This is a genomic window from Microbacterium sp. NPDC056044 (assembly GCF_042267145.1).
Lineage (GTDB): Bacteria > Actinomycetota > Actinomycetes > Actinomycetales > Microbacteriaceae > Microbacterium.
In genome coordinates this window covers 771643-786640 of sequence record NZ_JBHJWZ010000002.1, presented here as the reverse complement: position 1 = coordinate 786640, position 14998 = coordinate 771643, and the positions used below count along the sequence as shown (strand labels likewise).

General features: G+C 72.5%; 15 protein-coding genes. 3 read left to right on the top strand and 12 right to left on the bottom strand.

Features of this window, described 5'->3' with window-relative positions:
* Nucleotides 1-21: 21 nt before the first annotated feature.
* From ACFC1I_RS08670 to ACFC1I_RS08620, 11 genes are all read right to left on the bottom strand, one after another.
* A complete protein-coding gene (locus tag ACFC1I_RS08670) occupies nucleotides 22-1194 on the bottom strand; it encodes a thiolase family protein (RefSeq protein WP_376007979.1) in 1173 nt (390 codons plus the stop codon).
* Nucleotides 1191-1880: a 3-oxoacid CoA-transferase subunit B gene (locus ACFC1I_RS08665; RefSeq protein WP_376007977.1), complete on the bottom strand. Its 690-nt coding sequence runs from the start codon at nucleotides 1878-1880 to the stop codon at nucleotides 1191-1193. The genes ACFC1I_RS08670 and ACFC1I_RS08665 overlap by 4 nt, the downstream gene beginning before the upstream one ends.
* Nucleotides 1877-2638 carry a 3-oxoacid CoA-transferase subunit A gene (locus ACFC1I_RS08660; protein WP_376007975.1) on the bottom strand — a complete coding sequence of 254 codons (762 nt, stop codon included), beginning with the start codon at nucleotides 2636-2638 and terminating at the stop codon, nucleotides 1877-1879. The genes ACFC1I_RS08665 and ACFC1I_RS08660 overlap by 4 nt, the downstream gene beginning before the upstream one ends.
* A 198-nt stretch (nucleotides 2639-2836) precedes the next feature.
* The gene (locus ACFC1I_RS08655) at nucleotides 2837-4189 is read right to left on the bottom strand and encodes an alpha/beta hydrolase family protein (RefSeq protein WP_376007973.1); all 1353 of its coding nucleotides are present in this window, start codon (nucleotides 4187-4189) and stop codon (nucleotides 2837-2839) included.
* Nucleotides 4190-4273: 84 nt separating this feature from the next.
* A complete protein-coding gene (locus ACFC1I_RS08650; RefSeq protein ID WP_376007971.1) occupies nucleotides 4274-4717 on the bottom strand; it encodes a MarR family winged helix-turn-helix transcriptional regulator in 444 nt (147 codons plus the stop codon).
* 38 nt (nucleotides 4718-4755) lie between these two features.
* Nucleotides 4756-5157 carry a 4-carboxymuconolactone decarboxylase gene (gene pcaC, locus ACFC1I_RS08645; RefSeq protein ID WP_376007968.1) on the bottom strand — a complete coding sequence of 134 codons (402 nt, stop codon included), beginning with the start codon at nucleotides 5155-5157 and terminating at the stop codon, nucleotides 4756-4758.
* A complete protein-coding gene (locus ACFC1I_RS08640; RefSeq protein WP_376007966.1) occupies nucleotides 5154-5933 on the bottom strand; it encodes an alpha/beta fold hydrolase in 780 nt (259 codons plus the stop codon). Before ACFC1I_RS08640 ends, pcaC begins: the two co-directional genes overlap by 4 nt.
* The gene (locus ACFC1I_RS08635; RefSeq protein ID WP_376007964.1) at nucleotides 5930-7405 is read right to left on the bottom strand and encodes a lyase family protein; all 1476 of its coding nucleotides are present in this window, start codon (nucleotides 7403-7405) and stop codon (nucleotides 5930-5932) included. Before ACFC1I_RS08635 ends, ACFC1I_RS08640 begins: the two co-directional genes overlap by 4 nt.
* The gene (gene pcaG / locus ACFC1I_RS08630) at nucleotides 7395-7979 is read right to left on the bottom strand and encodes a protocatechuate 3,4-dioxygenase subunit alpha (RefSeq protein WP_376007962.1); all 585 of its coding nucleotides are present in this window, start codon (nucleotides 7977-7979) and stop codon (nucleotides 7395-7397) included. Before pcaG ends, ACFC1I_RS08635 begins: the two co-directional genes overlap by 11 nt.
* Nucleotides 7979-8848 (bottom strand): protocatechuate 3,4-dioxygenase subunit beta, encoded by an 870-nt coding sequence (pcaH, locus tag ACFC1I_RS08625; protein WP_376007960.1) that lies wholly within the window; start codon nucleotides 8846-8848, stop codon nucleotides 7979-7981. The genes pcaG and pcaH overlap by 1 nt, the downstream gene beginning before the upstream one ends.
* An 871-nt stretch (nucleotides 8849-9719) precedes the next feature.
* Nucleotides 9720-10478, bottom strand: a complete 759-nt coding sequence (locus ACFC1I_RS08620; protein WP_376007958.1) for an IclR family transcriptional regulator — start codon at nucleotides 10476-10478, stop codon at nucleotides 9720-9722.
* A 145-nt stretch (nucleotides 10479-10623) separates the two neighbouring features.
* Here ACFC1I_RS08620 and ACFC1I_RS08615 point away from each other — a divergent pair, with 145 nt between their 5' ends.
* The 3 genes from ACFC1I_RS08615 (at nucleotide 10624) to ACFC1I_RS08605 (ending at nucleotide 14453) form a co-directional block, all read left to right on the top strand.
* Nucleotides 10624-11376: an IclR family transcriptional regulator gene (locus ACFC1I_RS08615; RefSeq protein ID WP_376007956.1), complete on the top strand. Its 753-nt coding sequence runs from the start codon at nucleotides 10624-10626 to the stop codon at nucleotides 11374-11376.
* Nucleotides 11377-11639: 263 nt separating this feature from the next.
* Nucleotides 11640-12842 carry a 4-hydroxybenzoate 3-monooxygenase gene (locus ACFC1I_RS08610; RefSeq protein ID WP_376007954.1) on the top strand — a complete coding sequence of 401 codons (1203 nt, stop codon included), beginning with the start codon at nucleotides 11640-11642 and terminating at the stop codon, nucleotides 12840-12842.
* A gap of 384 nt (nucleotides 12843-13226) precedes the next feature.
* Nucleotides 13227-14453 carry an MFS transporter gene (locus ACFC1I_RS08605; RefSeq protein ID WP_376007952.1) on the top strand — a complete coding sequence of 409 codons (1227 nt, stop codon included), beginning with the start codon at nucleotides 13227-13229 and terminating at the stop codon, nucleotides 14451-14453.
* Between the two features lie 26 nt (nucleotides 14454-14479).
* On the opposite strand, the gene ACFC1I_RS08600 is transcribed toward ACFC1I_RS08605, so the two are convergent.
* Entirely contained in the window at nucleotides 14480-14944 is a 465-nt protein-coding gene (locus ACFC1I_RS08600; RefSeq protein ID WP_376007950.1) for a MarR family winged helix-turn-helix transcriptional regulator, read from the bottom strand.
* Nucleotides 14945-14998 lie beyond the last annotated feature (54 nt).

Genomic DNA, 14998 nt, shown 5'->3' with positions numbered 1-14998 from the left:
TCACCCTCTTCACGCGTCGCCTCAGCGCTCGAGCACGACGGCGAGGCCCTGCCCGACGCCGATGCAGATCGCCGCGACCGCGACACCGCCGCCGCGGCGCGCGAGCTCCTGCGCGGCGTGGCCGATGATGCGGGTGCCCGAGGCGCCGAGCGGGTGGCCGATCGCGAGCGCGCCGCCGTGGATGTTGAGCTTCGCGGGGTCGAGGTCGGGCCAGCCGGCCTGGCACGCGAGCGACTGCGATGCGAACGCCTCGTTGAGCTCGACGAAGTCGACGTCGGCCCACGTGCGGCCGGCGCGCGCGAGCGCCTTGTCCGCGGCCTCGATCGGCGCGATCGGGAACTGGTCGGGGTCGACGCCGTGCGCGGCGCGGCCGGTGATGCGCGCGAGCGGCTCGATCGGCAGCACGCCCTCGCGGGCCAGCAGCACGGCCGACGCGCCGTCGTTGATGGGCGACGAGTTGCCCGCGGTCACCGTGCCCTCGCCGCCGGCGGCGAACAGCGGCTTGAGCCCGGCGAGTTTCTCGACCGACGTGTCGTCGCGGATGCCCTCGTCGCGCGCGAGCTCGGCGCCGGGCACCTGCACGATCTCGCGGTCGTAGTGGCCCGCGGCCCACGCCTCGGCGGCGAGGCGGTGGGAGCGCACGGCGAACTCGTCCTGCGCCTCGCGCGTGATGCCCCACTCGCGGGCGATCAGCTCGGCGGACTCCCCGTTCGAGATGGTCCAGTGCTTCGGCAGCTTCGGGTTGGTCATGCGCCACCCGATCGACGTGTTCCACAGCGTCTGGTTGCCCACGCTCGGCCACGGCCGCGGCGACTTCTCGACGACGTACGGGGCGCGGCTCATCGACTCGACGCCGCCCGCGAGCACGATGTCGGCATCGCCCGCGTCGATCGCGCGCGACCCCTGGATGACCGCCTCGACCGACGAGGCGCACAGGCGGTTGACGGTCACACCCGTCACCGAGGTCGGGAATCCCGCGAGCAGCGCCGCCATGCGGCCGACGTTGCGGTTGTCCTCTCCGGCCTGGTTCGCGCCGCCGAAGATCACGTCGTCGACGCGGGCCGGGTCGAGTCCGGTGCGGTCCACGACCGCCCGCACGACGATCGCCGCGAGGTCGTCGGGCCGCACGCCCGAGAGCGCGCCGCCGGCGCGGCCGAAGGGGGTGCGTACAGCGTCGTACACGTGGGTGGTCATGTCGTTTCTCCTTCACGGATGCCTCGGCTCGAGGCATCCCGTACATCCAATCCGGTGAGCCCCGCGAGGAGCTCGAGGGTATTCTCGCCGAACGCCTCGCGAACGACGAACCCCTCGGGGGTGACGTCGAAGACGGCGTGGTCGGTGTAGACGCGGGTGACGCAGCCGACGCCGGTGAGCGGGTAGGTGCACGCCTCGACGAGCTTCGACTCCCCCGTCTTGGTGAGGAGGTCCGTCATCACGTAGACGTTCTTCGCACCGATGGCGAGGTCCATGGCGCCGCCGACCGCGGGGATCGCGCCGGGCGCGCCCGTCGACCAGTTCGCCAGGTCGCCCGTCTGCGACACCTGGAACGCGCCGAGCACGCACACGTCCAGGTGCCCGCCGCGCATCATGCCGAACGAGTCGGCATGGTGGAAGTACGCGGCGCCCGCGAGCGCCGTCACCGGCTGCTTGCCGGCGTTGATGAGGTCGGGGTCGATCTCGCCGGCGGCGGGCGACGGCCCCATGCCGAGCATGCCGTTCTCGGTGTGGAGGATGATCTCCTGGTCCAGCGGCAGATAGTCGGCGACGAGCGTCGGCGCGCCGATGCCGAGGTTGACGTAGGAGCCCTCGGGGATGTCCGCCGCGATGCGCGCGGCGAGCTGCTCGCGCGAGATGCGTGTCGCAGGCGTCGGTTCGCTCAATGGTCGACCTCGATTCCGGATGCTGCGGCCCGCGCCAGCGGGCGGCCTTCGATGTCGACTCCCCCGGTGAAGGCGCCGGCGTCGAGCCACGCGCGCTCGCCGACCGCGACGACACGGTCGACGAAGATGCCGGGGGTCACGACGGTCTCAGGATCGAGCGATCCGAGCGGGACGACCTCGTCCACCTGGACGATCGTGGTCGTCGCGGCGGAGGCCATGATCGGCCCGAAGTTGCGCGCGGTCTCTCGGTAGACCAGGTTGCCCCAGCGGTCGGCGCGGTACGCGCTCACGAGGGCGTAGTCGGCCTTGATCGGGTACTCGAGCGCGTAGAGGCGGCCGTCGATCTCGCGTGTCTCCTTGCCCTCGGCGAGCTGCGTGCCGACGCCGGTGGGCGAGAAGAACGCGCCGATGCCCGCGCCTGCCGCGCGGATGCGCTCGGCGAGGTTGCCCTGCGGCACGAGCTCGAGCTCGATCTCGCCGGCTCGGTAGAGCCCGTCGAACACCCACGAGTCGTGCTGGCGGGGGAACGAGCAGAGGATCTTGCGCACGCGCTTCTTGGCGAGCAGGGCCGCGAGCCCGACGTCGCCGTTGCCCGCGTTGTTGTTGATGATGGTGAGGCCCTTCGCACCCTGCGCGATGAGGGCGTCGATCAGCTCGACCGGCTGCCCGGCGCGCCCGAAGCCGCCGATCATGATGGTGGCGCCGTCGTCGATGCCGGCCACAGCCTGCTCGACCGACGCCACGGTCTTGTCGATCACGTACTCGCCTCCTTGCTGTTCGCTCTGCGAACACTTGTACGCTATGCGACCCAGTCTACGTTCCACTTGCGCGTTGGGGAAGCCCGGGGCAGCATCCATCTCCCCCCTCGTTCTGGGACGCGGCGGGACAGAACCGCGGGGCGACATCCGGAGGGATGCCGCCCCGCGGGGTGCGTCACGTCGCTGTCAGCGATTGCCTTAGCGGTCGCCGAGGAACTCGCCCGGCTGGGTCGCGACGAACGCCGAGCCGCTGTCGTCGATCGACGCGGCGAGCCTGTTCATGACGGTCGCCGAGCTGCCCGACCAGTGCCCCGACTGCACCCGCTCGTGGAGCACGTCGATGCCGGCGGCGATCTCGGCCGCGGTGAAGCTGCAGTGGCCGACCCGGTCGACGAAGAACTGCCGCAGCAGGCTCGCATCGTGCGCACCCCGGACGTCTTCGGCATACTCCTGCTCGACCTGGACGGGCGCCAGGATGTCGTCGAGCGTGTGGAGCGTGACCACCGGCATCTGCAGGTCGCCGGTGAGGGTCGACGACGCGCGGAGCGTCTCGACCGAACCCGGATCGGCGACGATGTCCGCGGTCCGGGTCAGCGTTGCGAGGTCGGCCTTGAGGTCGAGCCCCGCCTCGCGGTAGAGCTTCGCGACCAGGTTGCGGTCCTCGGACTGCGCGAAGAGCTTGCCGTAGTCGACCCCGGCGTTCCACGTCGCGTTCCCGCCCACGGTCGACTCGATGTCGAAGCGGCCCGGGGTCACGAAGCCGATCGTCTGCAGCAGCTGGGTGTACAGCGACTGCTGATGGACGGCGGTGTCCTTCGTCGCCTGGGCGGCGGGAACGCCGTCCGAGATGTGGAAGAGCGCGGCGGCGAGCGCGACGCGTGCACGCCCCTCGGACGTCTGCTGCCCCGCCTGCACGGCGGCGCTCAGCGCGGCCGACGTCGCGAAGGCGTCGTTGAGCGACGCGTAGCCCTCGATCTGCAGGTCCTGGTCGGTGAGGAGCTGCTCGATGGCATGGGATCCGTCGAGCTGGTAGTTGTTCAGGTCGACGGCGCCTTCCATCAGGCCGCACGTCGGCATGGCCCCGTCGATGATGTCGCCGGCGGACTCGGCGATGCGCCCGGTGACCAGGCCGCCCATCGAGGTGCCGTAGGCGAGGATGTGCTCGGGATCGAGCCCGGTCTGGCCGAGCATGGCGTCGAGCGACTGCAGCTGGTCGTCGACCGCGGTGGGGACCGCCCAGCCGCCGGCGGCGTACGACGAGCCGACGAGGGCGTACCCCCGCTCGAGCAGCAGCGCCTTCGTGGCGTCGTCGGGCGCGACCGAGGCCGGGTTGCCCGGCACGAACGACGGGCGGTAGCCATGGCTGTAGAGCAGCACCGTGCCGTTCCATTCGGCGGGCACCGAGGCGAGCCACGTGGTGCCGTTCGAGAGCGAGCCCGCGTAGTCGCCGCCGGCGTCGGCCGAGGCCGGCGGCGCGACGAGTGCGACAGAGAGGGCGACACCGGCGGCTGCGGCGACCGCGAGCGCGCGAGTGCGATGGCGTGGGGACATGGGGATGGTCCTTCCGTTGTCGTCGTCGACAGGGGCGCCGTCGTCGTCGACGGCGCTAGGACCAATTATCAAGTTTCCTGATGATCAGTCAACGGGTGGCGATGACTCCAGCGCTCTGCGCGCATCCTGCAGCCACCGGCCGAGCTGTGCTCTCTGGTCGGCGGTCAGCCCGGCGAAGGCCTCGCCCTCGATACGGTCCACGTCCGCGCGGCACGCCCCCAGCATCGCGGTCCCGGCGGGCGTGAGCGAGATCGTCATGCGGCGGCGGTTCTGCGGGTCGCGCACGCGGTCGATGAGTCCGGCGTCGCTCAGCGCGCGCACGATGCCCTCCATCGCCTGCGCCGAGACGAACGCGTGGCGCGCCAGCTGCGCCGAGCTCATGCCGGGGTGCTGCTCGAGCACCGTGAGGGCGGTGTACTGCGTGACGGTGATCCCGTGCGGACGCACGACGGCGTCGAGCCGCCCGCGGACCGCGAGCTCGACCTGCTTCACCTGGTAGAGGATCCGGGGCGCGTGCTCGGCCGTCATGCGGTCCCCGGGTCCGTCATGCGATGAAGCCTACGGGTTCACTCCGCCTCGGCGAACACGTCCTTCGCGATGCGGAATGCCGTGTTCGCGGCGGGAACGCCGCAGTAGAGCCCGGCCTGCAGGATCACTTCCCTGATCTCGTTGACCGTGAGCCCGTTGCGCAGGGCCGCGCGCAGGTGCATCGCGAGCTCCTCGTGGTGCCCGAGCGCGATGAGCGCCGTGAGCACCGCGACCGACCGCGACCGGCGGTCGAGCCCGGGGCGTGACCAGATGTCGCCCCACGCGACGCGGGTGATGAAGTCCTGGAAGTCGGCCGTCAGCTCGGTCGTGCCCGCGATCGCGCGGTCGACGTGCGCGTCCGAGAGCACCTCGCGCCGCACGACCATGCCCTGGTCGTAGCGCTCCTCGTCGGTGAGGCCCTCGCCGTCGGGCCGGCTCACGCGGCACGCTCCGCGGCGACGGTGGCGAAGAAGTCGAGCAGCACGGCGGCGGTCGCCGCCGGGGAATCCGCAGGGGCGAGGTGCGAGGCATCCGGGATCCCGATCGCCTGGCCGTGCCGCACCCCCGCGGCGATCTCGCGAGCGGATGCCTCGGGCGTGACCGCGTCGTGATCGCCCCACACCGCGAGCACCGGCGTGGCGATCTCGCCCAGCCGGTCGCGCACGTCGAAGGCCGCGAGCGCGTCGCAGCAGCGGGCGTAGCTCTCGTCGTCGGTGTTCTGCAGCACGTGGAGCAGGCGCCCGGTGAGGTCGGGGTCGCGCTCGATCGAGCCCGGCGCGAACCAGCGCTGCGCGGACCCGATGATGAGGCTCGAGGTGCTCTGCGCACGCACCTGAGCGGCCCGCTCATGCCAGCCCTCGGACGTGCCGATGGCCGCGCCCGAGCACAGGATCGCCGCCGCCGTGACACGGTCGCGGTGGCGCAGCAGCAGTTCGAGTCCGACGGCACCGCCGAGCGAGACGCCGGCGTAGCGGAAGGGGCCTTGGACCGCGTCGGCGACGGCATCGGCGAGCTCGGCGATCGTGAAGGCGTCCGTCGACGCGGGCGCGGCGCCGTGGCCGGGCAGATCCCACGCCACGACGCGATAGTGCTCGGCGAGCGCCGGGATCACGCGGTCCCACAGCAGCGTCGAGGTGCCGAGCGAAGGCCCGAGCACCAGCAGCGGGGCGCCGGCGGCACCGGCGGGATCGGTGAGGGCGATGGCGGGGACGGTCACGCGTCCTCCTCCTCTGAGTCGAGTGGCGTTCGGGGCGCCGCGGAGTCGTCCGGGGCGTGCGCGGCGCGCCCCGGACGGTCGCCGTCCGCCCCGGAGGCTGCGGTCTCGTCGACCAGGCGGCCGGCGAGTCCGGTGTAGCGGGCGGGGTCGATGAGGTCGGCGACGAACGCCTCGGGCGTGGCTCCCGCCTCCGCGGCGAGGGCGGCGACCTCGGGCAGTGCGGCGAGGAGCGCGGCGAGATCGCCTCCGGACGCAGCATCCGTCACGATCTCCGACACGCGGGCCGCGCCCACCGCGGGCGCGAGCACGATCGAGAGGCGCTCCGACACGATGAGCCCGCCGGTGGCGGCGAGGTTGCGGGCGACGGCGTCGGGGTCGACGTGCAGGCCCGCGACGAGCGATGCGGCATGGGCCGTCGCGCCGAGCGCGAGGCGCAGCAGCTCGCGCAGCGTCGGCCACTCCGCGTGCCACGCGCCGTCGGGGCGCTCGTCAGCGGCGAGCGCCGACGCGAGGTGCAGTGTCGCGCCGAGCTGCGGGGCGCGCAGGGCGGCGGAGCGGATGAGGACGGATGCTGCGGGGTTGCGCTTCTGCGGCATCGCCGACGATCCCCCGCCGGCGCCCTCGGCGAGCTCGCCGATCTCGGTGCGGCTGAGGGTCGCAACGTCGGCCGCGATCTTGCCGACGGCGTCGATCGCCTGCACCAGGGCGTCGCCCAGTTCGGTGACCGGCCAGCGGTTCGTGTGCCACGGGGCGTCGGGCGCGGCGAGTCCGAGTTCGTGCGCGAAGGCGGCGGGGAGCGCGGCCGCGCGCTCGGGCCCCGCGATCTCGGCGAATGACGCGAGAGTCCCGGCGGCGCCGCCGAGCTGGGCCGGCAGCCGGTGCTGCACCTCGTCGACGCGGTCCTTCGCGCGCTCGACAGCCCGCAGCCAGCCGGCGGCGCGCAGGCCGACGGTCGTCGGCACGGCGTGCTGCGTGAGCGTGCGCGCGGCCGCGACCTCGTCGCGCCGCGAGCGGGCGAGGGAGCGCAGCGAGACCCCGGTGTGCACGAGCGCGGCGACGATCCGGCTCGTCGCCGCGCGGGCGACGAGCATCACGGCGGTGTCGACGATGTCCTGGCTGGTCGCACCGCGGTGGATCCAGACCCGGGCGTCGACGCCGACCCGCTCCTTCAGCCGGCCGACGAGCGGGATCACCGGGTTTCCCCCGGCCACCGCTGCGGCCGCCAGCGCCGTGCCGGCGACGCCGTGGTCACGGCATCCGCGCAGGGCCCCCTGCCAGCCGAACTCCGCCTCGATCTCGTCGACCGCTTCGGCCGGCGCGAGGCCGATCTCCTGCCACGCCCGCGCCAGCGCGACCTCGGCCGTCACGAGCGCGTCGAGGTACGCGGCATCCGTCACCGTCTCGTCGTGACCGACGGTCACCGGCGAGAGCAGGCCCGCATCGAGGGCGGACCGGTCACGGTCAGAAGGCAAGGAACACGGTCTCCTTCTCGCCCTGCAGGTGGATGTCGTGGTGCAGATTGCCGTCCGGCAGGCGCGTCGCGATGAGCGTAGCGCGCTCGTCGTTCTCGAGCGAGGAGAGGAGCGGGTCGGCGTCGAGGAGCTCCTCGTGCTCGGGCAGGTAGACGCGCGTCACGAGCTTGTCGGGAAGACCGCGGGCGAACACGATGACCGAGTAGAACGGCGCGCCGCCGTCGACGGGGCCGGGGTTGCGGGTCCAGAACTCGTAGCGGCCGACGTCGGTCGTGGCCGCGCGGCCGAAGCCCGTGAACGAGTGGTCGTCGCGGCGGAAGGCGCCGTGGGCGCGCGGGATGTTGCCGTTCTCGTCGGCGCTCCAGATCTCGATGACCGCGTCGGGGATCGGGTTGCCGGCGCCGTCGAACACGGTGCCGCCCAGCACGATCGCGCCCGGGCTGTGCGGGAAGACGACCTCGTGCTTCTTGTCGTAGTCCAGGCCGAAGGCGAAGAACGGGCCGACGGTCTGCCCGCCGGTGGCCTCGTGCGTCTTCGGGCCGAGGTCGCGTGCCGTGCGGGGTGCGGCGGCCATCAGTGCTCTCCTTCTTCGGGCTCGAACCAAGTCGCGTCGGGGCCGTCGACGACGATGTCGAAGCGGTAGCCCATCGAGAACTCGGGCACCGACAGGTCGTGGTCGTACAGGCCGATGAGGCGGTCCCGGTCCTTCTGACGCCAGATGGTGTTGTAGATCGGGTCGAGCGGGAACAGCGGGTCGCCCGGGAAGTACATCTGCGTCACGAGGCGCTGCGTGAAGCCCGAGCCGAAGATCGAGAAGTGGATGTGGGCGGGCCGCCACGCGTTGACGTGGTTCTTCCACGGGTAGGCGCCGGGCTTGATCGTCGTGAACTTGTAATACCCGTCGTCGTCGGTGACGATGCGGCCGGCGCCGGTGAAGTTCGGGTCGAGCGGGGCCGGGTGCTGATCCCGCTGGTGGATGTAGCGGCCCGCGGCGTTCGCCTGCCAGATCTCGACGAGCTGGTTCGCGACCGGACGCCCCCACGAGTCGAGCACGCGGCCCTCGACGGTCATGCGCTCACCCTGGGGCTCGCCGATGTGCTGCAGCGTCAGGTCGGACTCGATGGCCGCGACGTCGCGCTGGCCGAAGGCCGGCGACCACAGCTCGATCGTCTCGGGGTCGACGAGCTTCGGGTTCTTCGTCGGGTGGCGCAGCAGGCTCGACCGGTATGGCGGGAAGTCGTGCAGGCTCATGTTGAGCCGCTCCCCCGCCGCCTCGCGCCGCGCGGCGGCGGCGTGGTAGTCGACGATCTCCTGCGTGATCTCGCGCTGGGTGAGCTGGTCGGGCGAGGCCAGCAGCGACTCGGGCGCCGCCGCCGTCTGCTCCAGCACCACCGACGACGAGAACGCCTCCTCGCCCCGGGGATCGGGCTGCGCCTGTGTCATGAGGTCTCCTTCGACGACTCGGGTCGTCCCAGGTTCGCACCGCCTGCTTCTCGCGCCGTGCCGGATTCCCACTCAGTAGGAATCCGGATGCCTCGGCCCGCAGCATCCGTCCCCCATCACGGGTTCGAGGCGCGGCGCGGGGGTCTCCTCCCGGGTTTGGGGCGCGATCCCTCCGTTGGGGCGCGATTCGCGCGCCCCAACGGACGAAATGCGCCCCAAACCCCGGCACAGGGCCCGGACATGACGGATGCCTCGGCCCGCAGCATCCACCACCATCACGGGTTCGGGGCGCGGCGTGGGGGGGGTCCTTCCGGGTTTGGGGCGCGGCGTGTTCGTTCGGGGCGCACAGCGTGCGCCCCGAACGCGCGGCGTGCGCCCCGAACGGCCAGGAAGGCGGGCCTGTCGCGTCGGGCGGTCCCGCTGTCGCGCGGTGCGGGGTCGGTGCTGTCGCTTGGGTGCGCTCGCGCTGTCCGAATCGGCAATCGCTACCGTTCCCGCACCACCCCACCGTTCGCGCTATAGGAATCGGCAATCGCTGCCGTCCTGTTCGGGCGCGAATGCCGATTTCGACAGCGCGGAGCCAGGGGCCGACCTCGCACAACGCGTGCGGACGACGGATGCCTCGGCCCGCAGCATCCGTCCCCCACACGCCTGGCGGGGTCGGTGCTGTCGCCTAGTGCGCTCGCGCTGCCCGAATCGGCAATCGCTACCGTTCCCGCACCACCCCCATCGTTCGCGCTATAGGAATCGGCAATCGCTGCCGTCCTGTTCGGGCGCGAATGCCGATTTCGACAGCGCGGAGCCGAAGCGCGGGAACGCGAACCTCCGAGCATCCGAGCCCCCGAGCCCCGAACGGTCAGAAAGGAGGGGCTTACGTCGTGCGCAGGTCGTGGTGGAGGTCCTTCGCGGCCTGCACCACGAGGGGGCCGAGGCGGCGCTCGTCGGCGCGGCCGAGGTGCACGACGAGGCCGAGGGCGATCGGCGGCAGGCCCTCGACGCGGGGCAGCGCGGCGGCGACCGAGACGTTGCCGAGGGTCATCTCCTCGCGGGTCGTGGCGTAGCCGAGGGCGCGGGTGCGCGCGATATCGGCACGCAGCTCGGCCTCGGTCGTGATCGAGTTCACCGTCTCGCGCTCGAGCGGGGCCTCGAAGTACTGCCGCAGCCACCCCTCGTCGCGCGTCGCGAGCAGCGCCTTGCCGACGCCGGTCGTGTGCAGCGGTCCGCGCCCGCCCATGCGGCTCAGCGTCGGGATCGACTGGCGCCCGGTGAGGCGGCCGACGTAGAGCGCGGTCGTCGCCGGCGGCGTCGGGCCGTCGAGCACCGCGAGGTGCACGTTCTCGCCCGTCGCCTCGTAGAGGCGCACCATGTGCGGCAGCGCCGTCTCGCGCAGGCGCAGCGACAGGGGCGAGAGCTCGCCGAGCTCCCACAGCCGCGGACCGATCGCATAGGTGTGCCCCGGCCCCCGGGTGAGGAGCCCCTCGGCCACGAGCATCGCGAGCAGGCGATGCAGCGTGGACGACGCGAGGCCCGTGCGGGCGGCGAGCGTCGTCGCGGTGACCGCGGGCTCGTCGTCGGTGAAGCACCCGAGCACGCGCAGCGTGCGTTCGAGCACGCCCTCGCCCTGCGCCATGGATCCTCCCCGAGCGACGTTACCGGCACGGCCCCCGCAGAACTCCACCGAGGCGCCGGGCGACCGGCCGAACCGGGGGCTGACCCGTCCGTGCGGTACAGGATCCGTGGAGTTCGGCAGGCCGGGCCTGTGGGACAGTGGGCGCATGGCCAACTCGCCCTCCGGCGACTCGATGACCGACCGCATCGTTCGGGTGCTCGAGACGTTCACCGCCGAGCGCTCGATGCAGTCGGCCGCCGAGATCGGCCGCCGCGCGGGGCTGCCGTCGTCGACCGCGCACCGCATCGTCGACGAGCTCGTCGCCGCGGGCCTGCTCGAACGCGACGAGGACCGCCGCGTGCACCTCGGCCTGCGCCTGTGGGAGCTCGCGCTCCGCGGCTCGACCGCCCTTCGGCTGCGCCAGGCCGCACTCCCCCACATGGAGCAGGTGCAGGCCCGCATCCGCGAGCACACCCAGCTCGCCGTGCTCGAGCAGGACGAGGCCCTCTTCCTCGAGCGCCTCTCCCACCCCGACGCCGGCGCGAACATCACGCGTATCGCCGGGCGCCTGCCACTGCACGCCTCGTCGTCGGGCCTCGTCCTCCTCGCGCACGCGCCGTCGGCCCTCCGCGAGCGCGTGCTCGCCGGCCCGCTGCGTGCCCTTGCTCCCGAGACGGTGACGGATGCTGCGCGCCTCCGCCGCCTCATCGCCGAGGTGCGCCGCGCCGGCGTGGTGGTCGCGCCCGGCTCGATCGAGGCCGTATCGACCGGCGTGGCCGTGCCGATCCGCGACGCGGGCGAAGTCGTCGCCGCGCTGTCGGTCGTACTCCCGCGCGAGGCCGACCCGGAGCCCGCGGTCCAGGCGCTGCGCGACGCCGCGGCCGGGATCGAGGCCGACCTGCGGGCCGACCGCCGCTGACCCCTCCCCGACACAACCGCGGATCCGCACGTGCGGACGCCTGCGGCGACACGCCGTTTCCGTGGCGTCAGCATCGGCGTGTCGCGCCGCACGTCCGCACCAGCGGATCCGATTCTGCGCATGGGGGGGAACTCCCAACCAGCGCGCACCCGAGCAATGCACCCGTTGCCCGGCGCCCGTTCAACGGGAATCCGCGTCCAGCTGGGCGGGATCGGTTCACACTGGGTCGCAGCATCCGTTCCCGCACGTCGAAGGAGACGTCCATGTCAACGATCCGCACCCGCGTCGCCATCGTCGGCGCCGGCCCGGCGGGGCTGCTGCTCTCGCACCTGCTCGGGATCGCCGGCATCGAGTCGGTCGTGATCGACCAGCGCTCGCGCGAAGAGATCGAGACGACGATCCGCGCCGGCATCCTCGAGCAGGGCACCGTCGAGGTGCTCGACTCATCGGGCGCGTCGGGCCGCGTGCGCACCGTCGGCAACCGCCACGACGGCATCGAGCTGCGGTTCGCCGGCGCCGGCCACCGCATCGACTTCGCCGACCTCGTCGGCCGCGGGGTATGGCTGTACCCGCAGCACGAGGCCCTGAAGGACTTGATCGCGGTGCGCCTCGCCAACGGCCAGGACCTCCGCTTCGGTGTGACCGCCGTGCGGGTCGAGGACGCAGCATCCAACCTCCCCCGCGTGATCGCGACCGACGCCGACGGCGCGCCCCTCGAGATCGAGGCCGAGTTCGTCGTGGGCGCCGACGGCTCGCGCAGCGTCGCGCGCGAAGCGGTCACGGGTTCGTCGACCGGCGGGTACTTCCGCGAGTATCCGTTCGCGTGGTTCGGCATCCTGTGCGAGGCGCCGCCGAGCGCGGACGAGCTCATCTACAGCAACTCGCCCGACGGGTTCGCGCTCATCAGCCAGCGCAGCGCGACGGTGCAGCGCATGTACTTCCAGTGCGACCCGAACGCCGACCCGAACGCGCTCAGCGAGGAGCAGCTGTGGGAGGAGCTGCAGAAGCGCGTGCCCGGCACGACGCTCAAGGAGGGCCCGATCTTCCAGCGCGACGTGCTGCGGTTCCGGAGCTTCGTGGCCCACGAGCTGCTCAACGGCCGCGTCGCGCTGATCGGCGACGCCGCGCACACCGTGCCCCCGACCGGCGCGAAGGGCATGAACCTCGCCGTCGCCGATGTGCTCGTGCTCGAACGCGCGCTGCGCGCTCTCCTCCTCGACCACGACGACCGCCTCATCGAAGCCTTCCCCGAGACGGCGCTGCACCGCATCTGGAAGGCGCAGCACTTCTCGTGGTGGATGACCAACATGCTGCACGTCGCACCCGACGCGTCGGACTTCGACCGCCTGCGCCAGCTCGGCGAGCTGCGCTCGGTCGTCGAGTCCGAGGCCGGCCGCCGCTACCTCGCCGAGGCGTACACGGGCTGGCCGCTCGAAGGGCTGGGCCCCGGCGCCGGCCTCGGCTGAGGGTTCGGCTGAGGGGTTCGGGTGAGGGTGGGGCTGCGACGAGGTTGGTGGCGCCGCACGACCCCCGCTCTCGCCGAAACAGGGGAATCCCGCCGAGACCCAGGACGACACCCCCGCTCTCGGCGGAAACACCCGGCCTCGGTCTCGGCCTCGGCCTCGGCTGAGGGTTCGGCTGAGGGTCCGGCTGAGGGTTGGGCTGAGGGTTCGGCTGAGACTAGGTTGGTGGCGCCGCACGACCCCCGCTCTCGCCGAAACAGGGGAATCCCGCCGAGACCCAGGACAACACCCCCGGTCTCGGCGCATGCGCCCGGTCTCGCCGATCGTTGCCACCCATTGAGAGCGGACGGATGCTGCGGCCCCGCGGTCGGCTATAGTCCGAGGCCTATGGCCTCAGCGTCGCGGACCACCCCGCCCGAGCCGTCGCGCACGGCATCCGTGGCGATGCTGCTCGCGGCCGTGTGCCTGGTCGCCGCGAACATGCGGCCTGCGATCACGGGCCTCGGGCCGCTCCTCGACCAGATCGGCGCCGACACCGGCATGTCGGTCTCGGCGCTGGGCCTGCTCGCCGCGGTGCCGCTGGTCGCGTGGGCGCTGTTCTCGCCGCTCGCGCACGACCTGAGTCGCCGCTTCGGGCAGCCGCGGGTGCTGCTGTGGTCGCTGCTCGTGCTGCTCGCCGGCACGCTGGTGCGCTCGACCCCGGGACCGGTGGTGAGCCTCTGGATCGGCACCGCGATCATCGGCATGGGGATCGCCATCATCAACGTGCTGATGCCCGCTGTGGTCAAGCGCGAGTTCAGCGGCCACGTCGCCGCCGTGACCGCCGCGTACACCGCGCTGCTCGCGGGCCTCGGCGCGGTCTCGTCGGGCGTGGTCGTGCCGATCTCGCACATCGAGCTCGGCGGCGATCCGGCGGGCTGGCGGTTCGCGCTCCTCGTGACGGGCGCCGCGCTCCTGCCGTTCGCGATCGGTGCGTGGTGGTGGGCGCACCGCGGCACCGTGCGTGCGCACGACCGCCGCACGGCACCGCGTGGACGCACCGGCATCTGGCGCGACCGGGTCGCCTGGCTCGTCGCCGCCTACATGGGGCTCCAGGCATCCATGTTCTACATGTTCGTGACCTGGCTCGCTCCGCTGTCGATGTCGATCGGCCGCTCCGAGGTCGTCGCCGGCATCGACGTGATGGTCTACCAGCTGTTCTCGCTCGCCGGCTGCCTGCTGCTGCCGCTCGCCCTGCGCGGCGGACTCGAACGGTGGGCGCCGGCGCTCATCCCGTCGCTCGCGATCGTCGGCGTCGCGGGCCTCGTCATCGCGCCCGACGGCGTACTGGTCTGGGCGTCGCTCATCGGCCTGACCGGCGGCGCGACGCTCGCGATGTCGCTCACGCTCATGGCCCAGCGCGCCCGCGACCACGACACCTCCGCCGCACTGTCGGGCATGTCGCAGTCGGTCGGGTACGTCATCGCCGCACTCGGACCTGTCGCCTTCGGCGCCCTGCACAGCCTCACCGGCGGCTGGACCGCCTCGCTCGCCCTCGTGCTCGCCGTGCTCGCGGCGCTGACGGTGGTGGGCGTCTTCGCCGGCCGCGACCGCTTCGTGCTCGAACACCGCTGAGGGCGATGGATGCTGCAGCCCGGCGCCTACTCGGAGGGGAAGGCGAGCGTGCGCAGCAGCGTGGCGAGCGTGGCGCGCTCGGCGGCCGACAGCTCGGCGTGCACGCGTTCCTCGGCGGCGCGCGCGGACTCCCCCGCCTGCACGACGAGGGCACGGCCGGCGTCGGTCGCGACGACGACGTTCGCGCGGCGGTCGGCCGGGTCGGGCGTGCGCTCGACGAGGCCGCGGGACTGCAGCTCGTCGACGAGGCTCACGACCTGACTGGGGTCGAGACGGAGGAACTCGGCCAGCTCGCGCTGCGACGGCCGGGCCTCGCCCGATGTCAGCACCAGCACCGAGTACGAGCGCACCTTCAGCCCGTGCGCCGAGAGCGCGGCGTTGCCCGCGGCCAGCGCCACGGCGTTCGCGCGAGCGAGCAGGAAGCTCACGTCGTCGGTCAGCGCCGACGCCCGCAGCCCCTCGGGGCTCGTCGGGTCGGCGCTCTTGGACATGCTGCCGATCGTACTCGAATTCATAGACGAACGGAATGATTGACTTTCTCAACC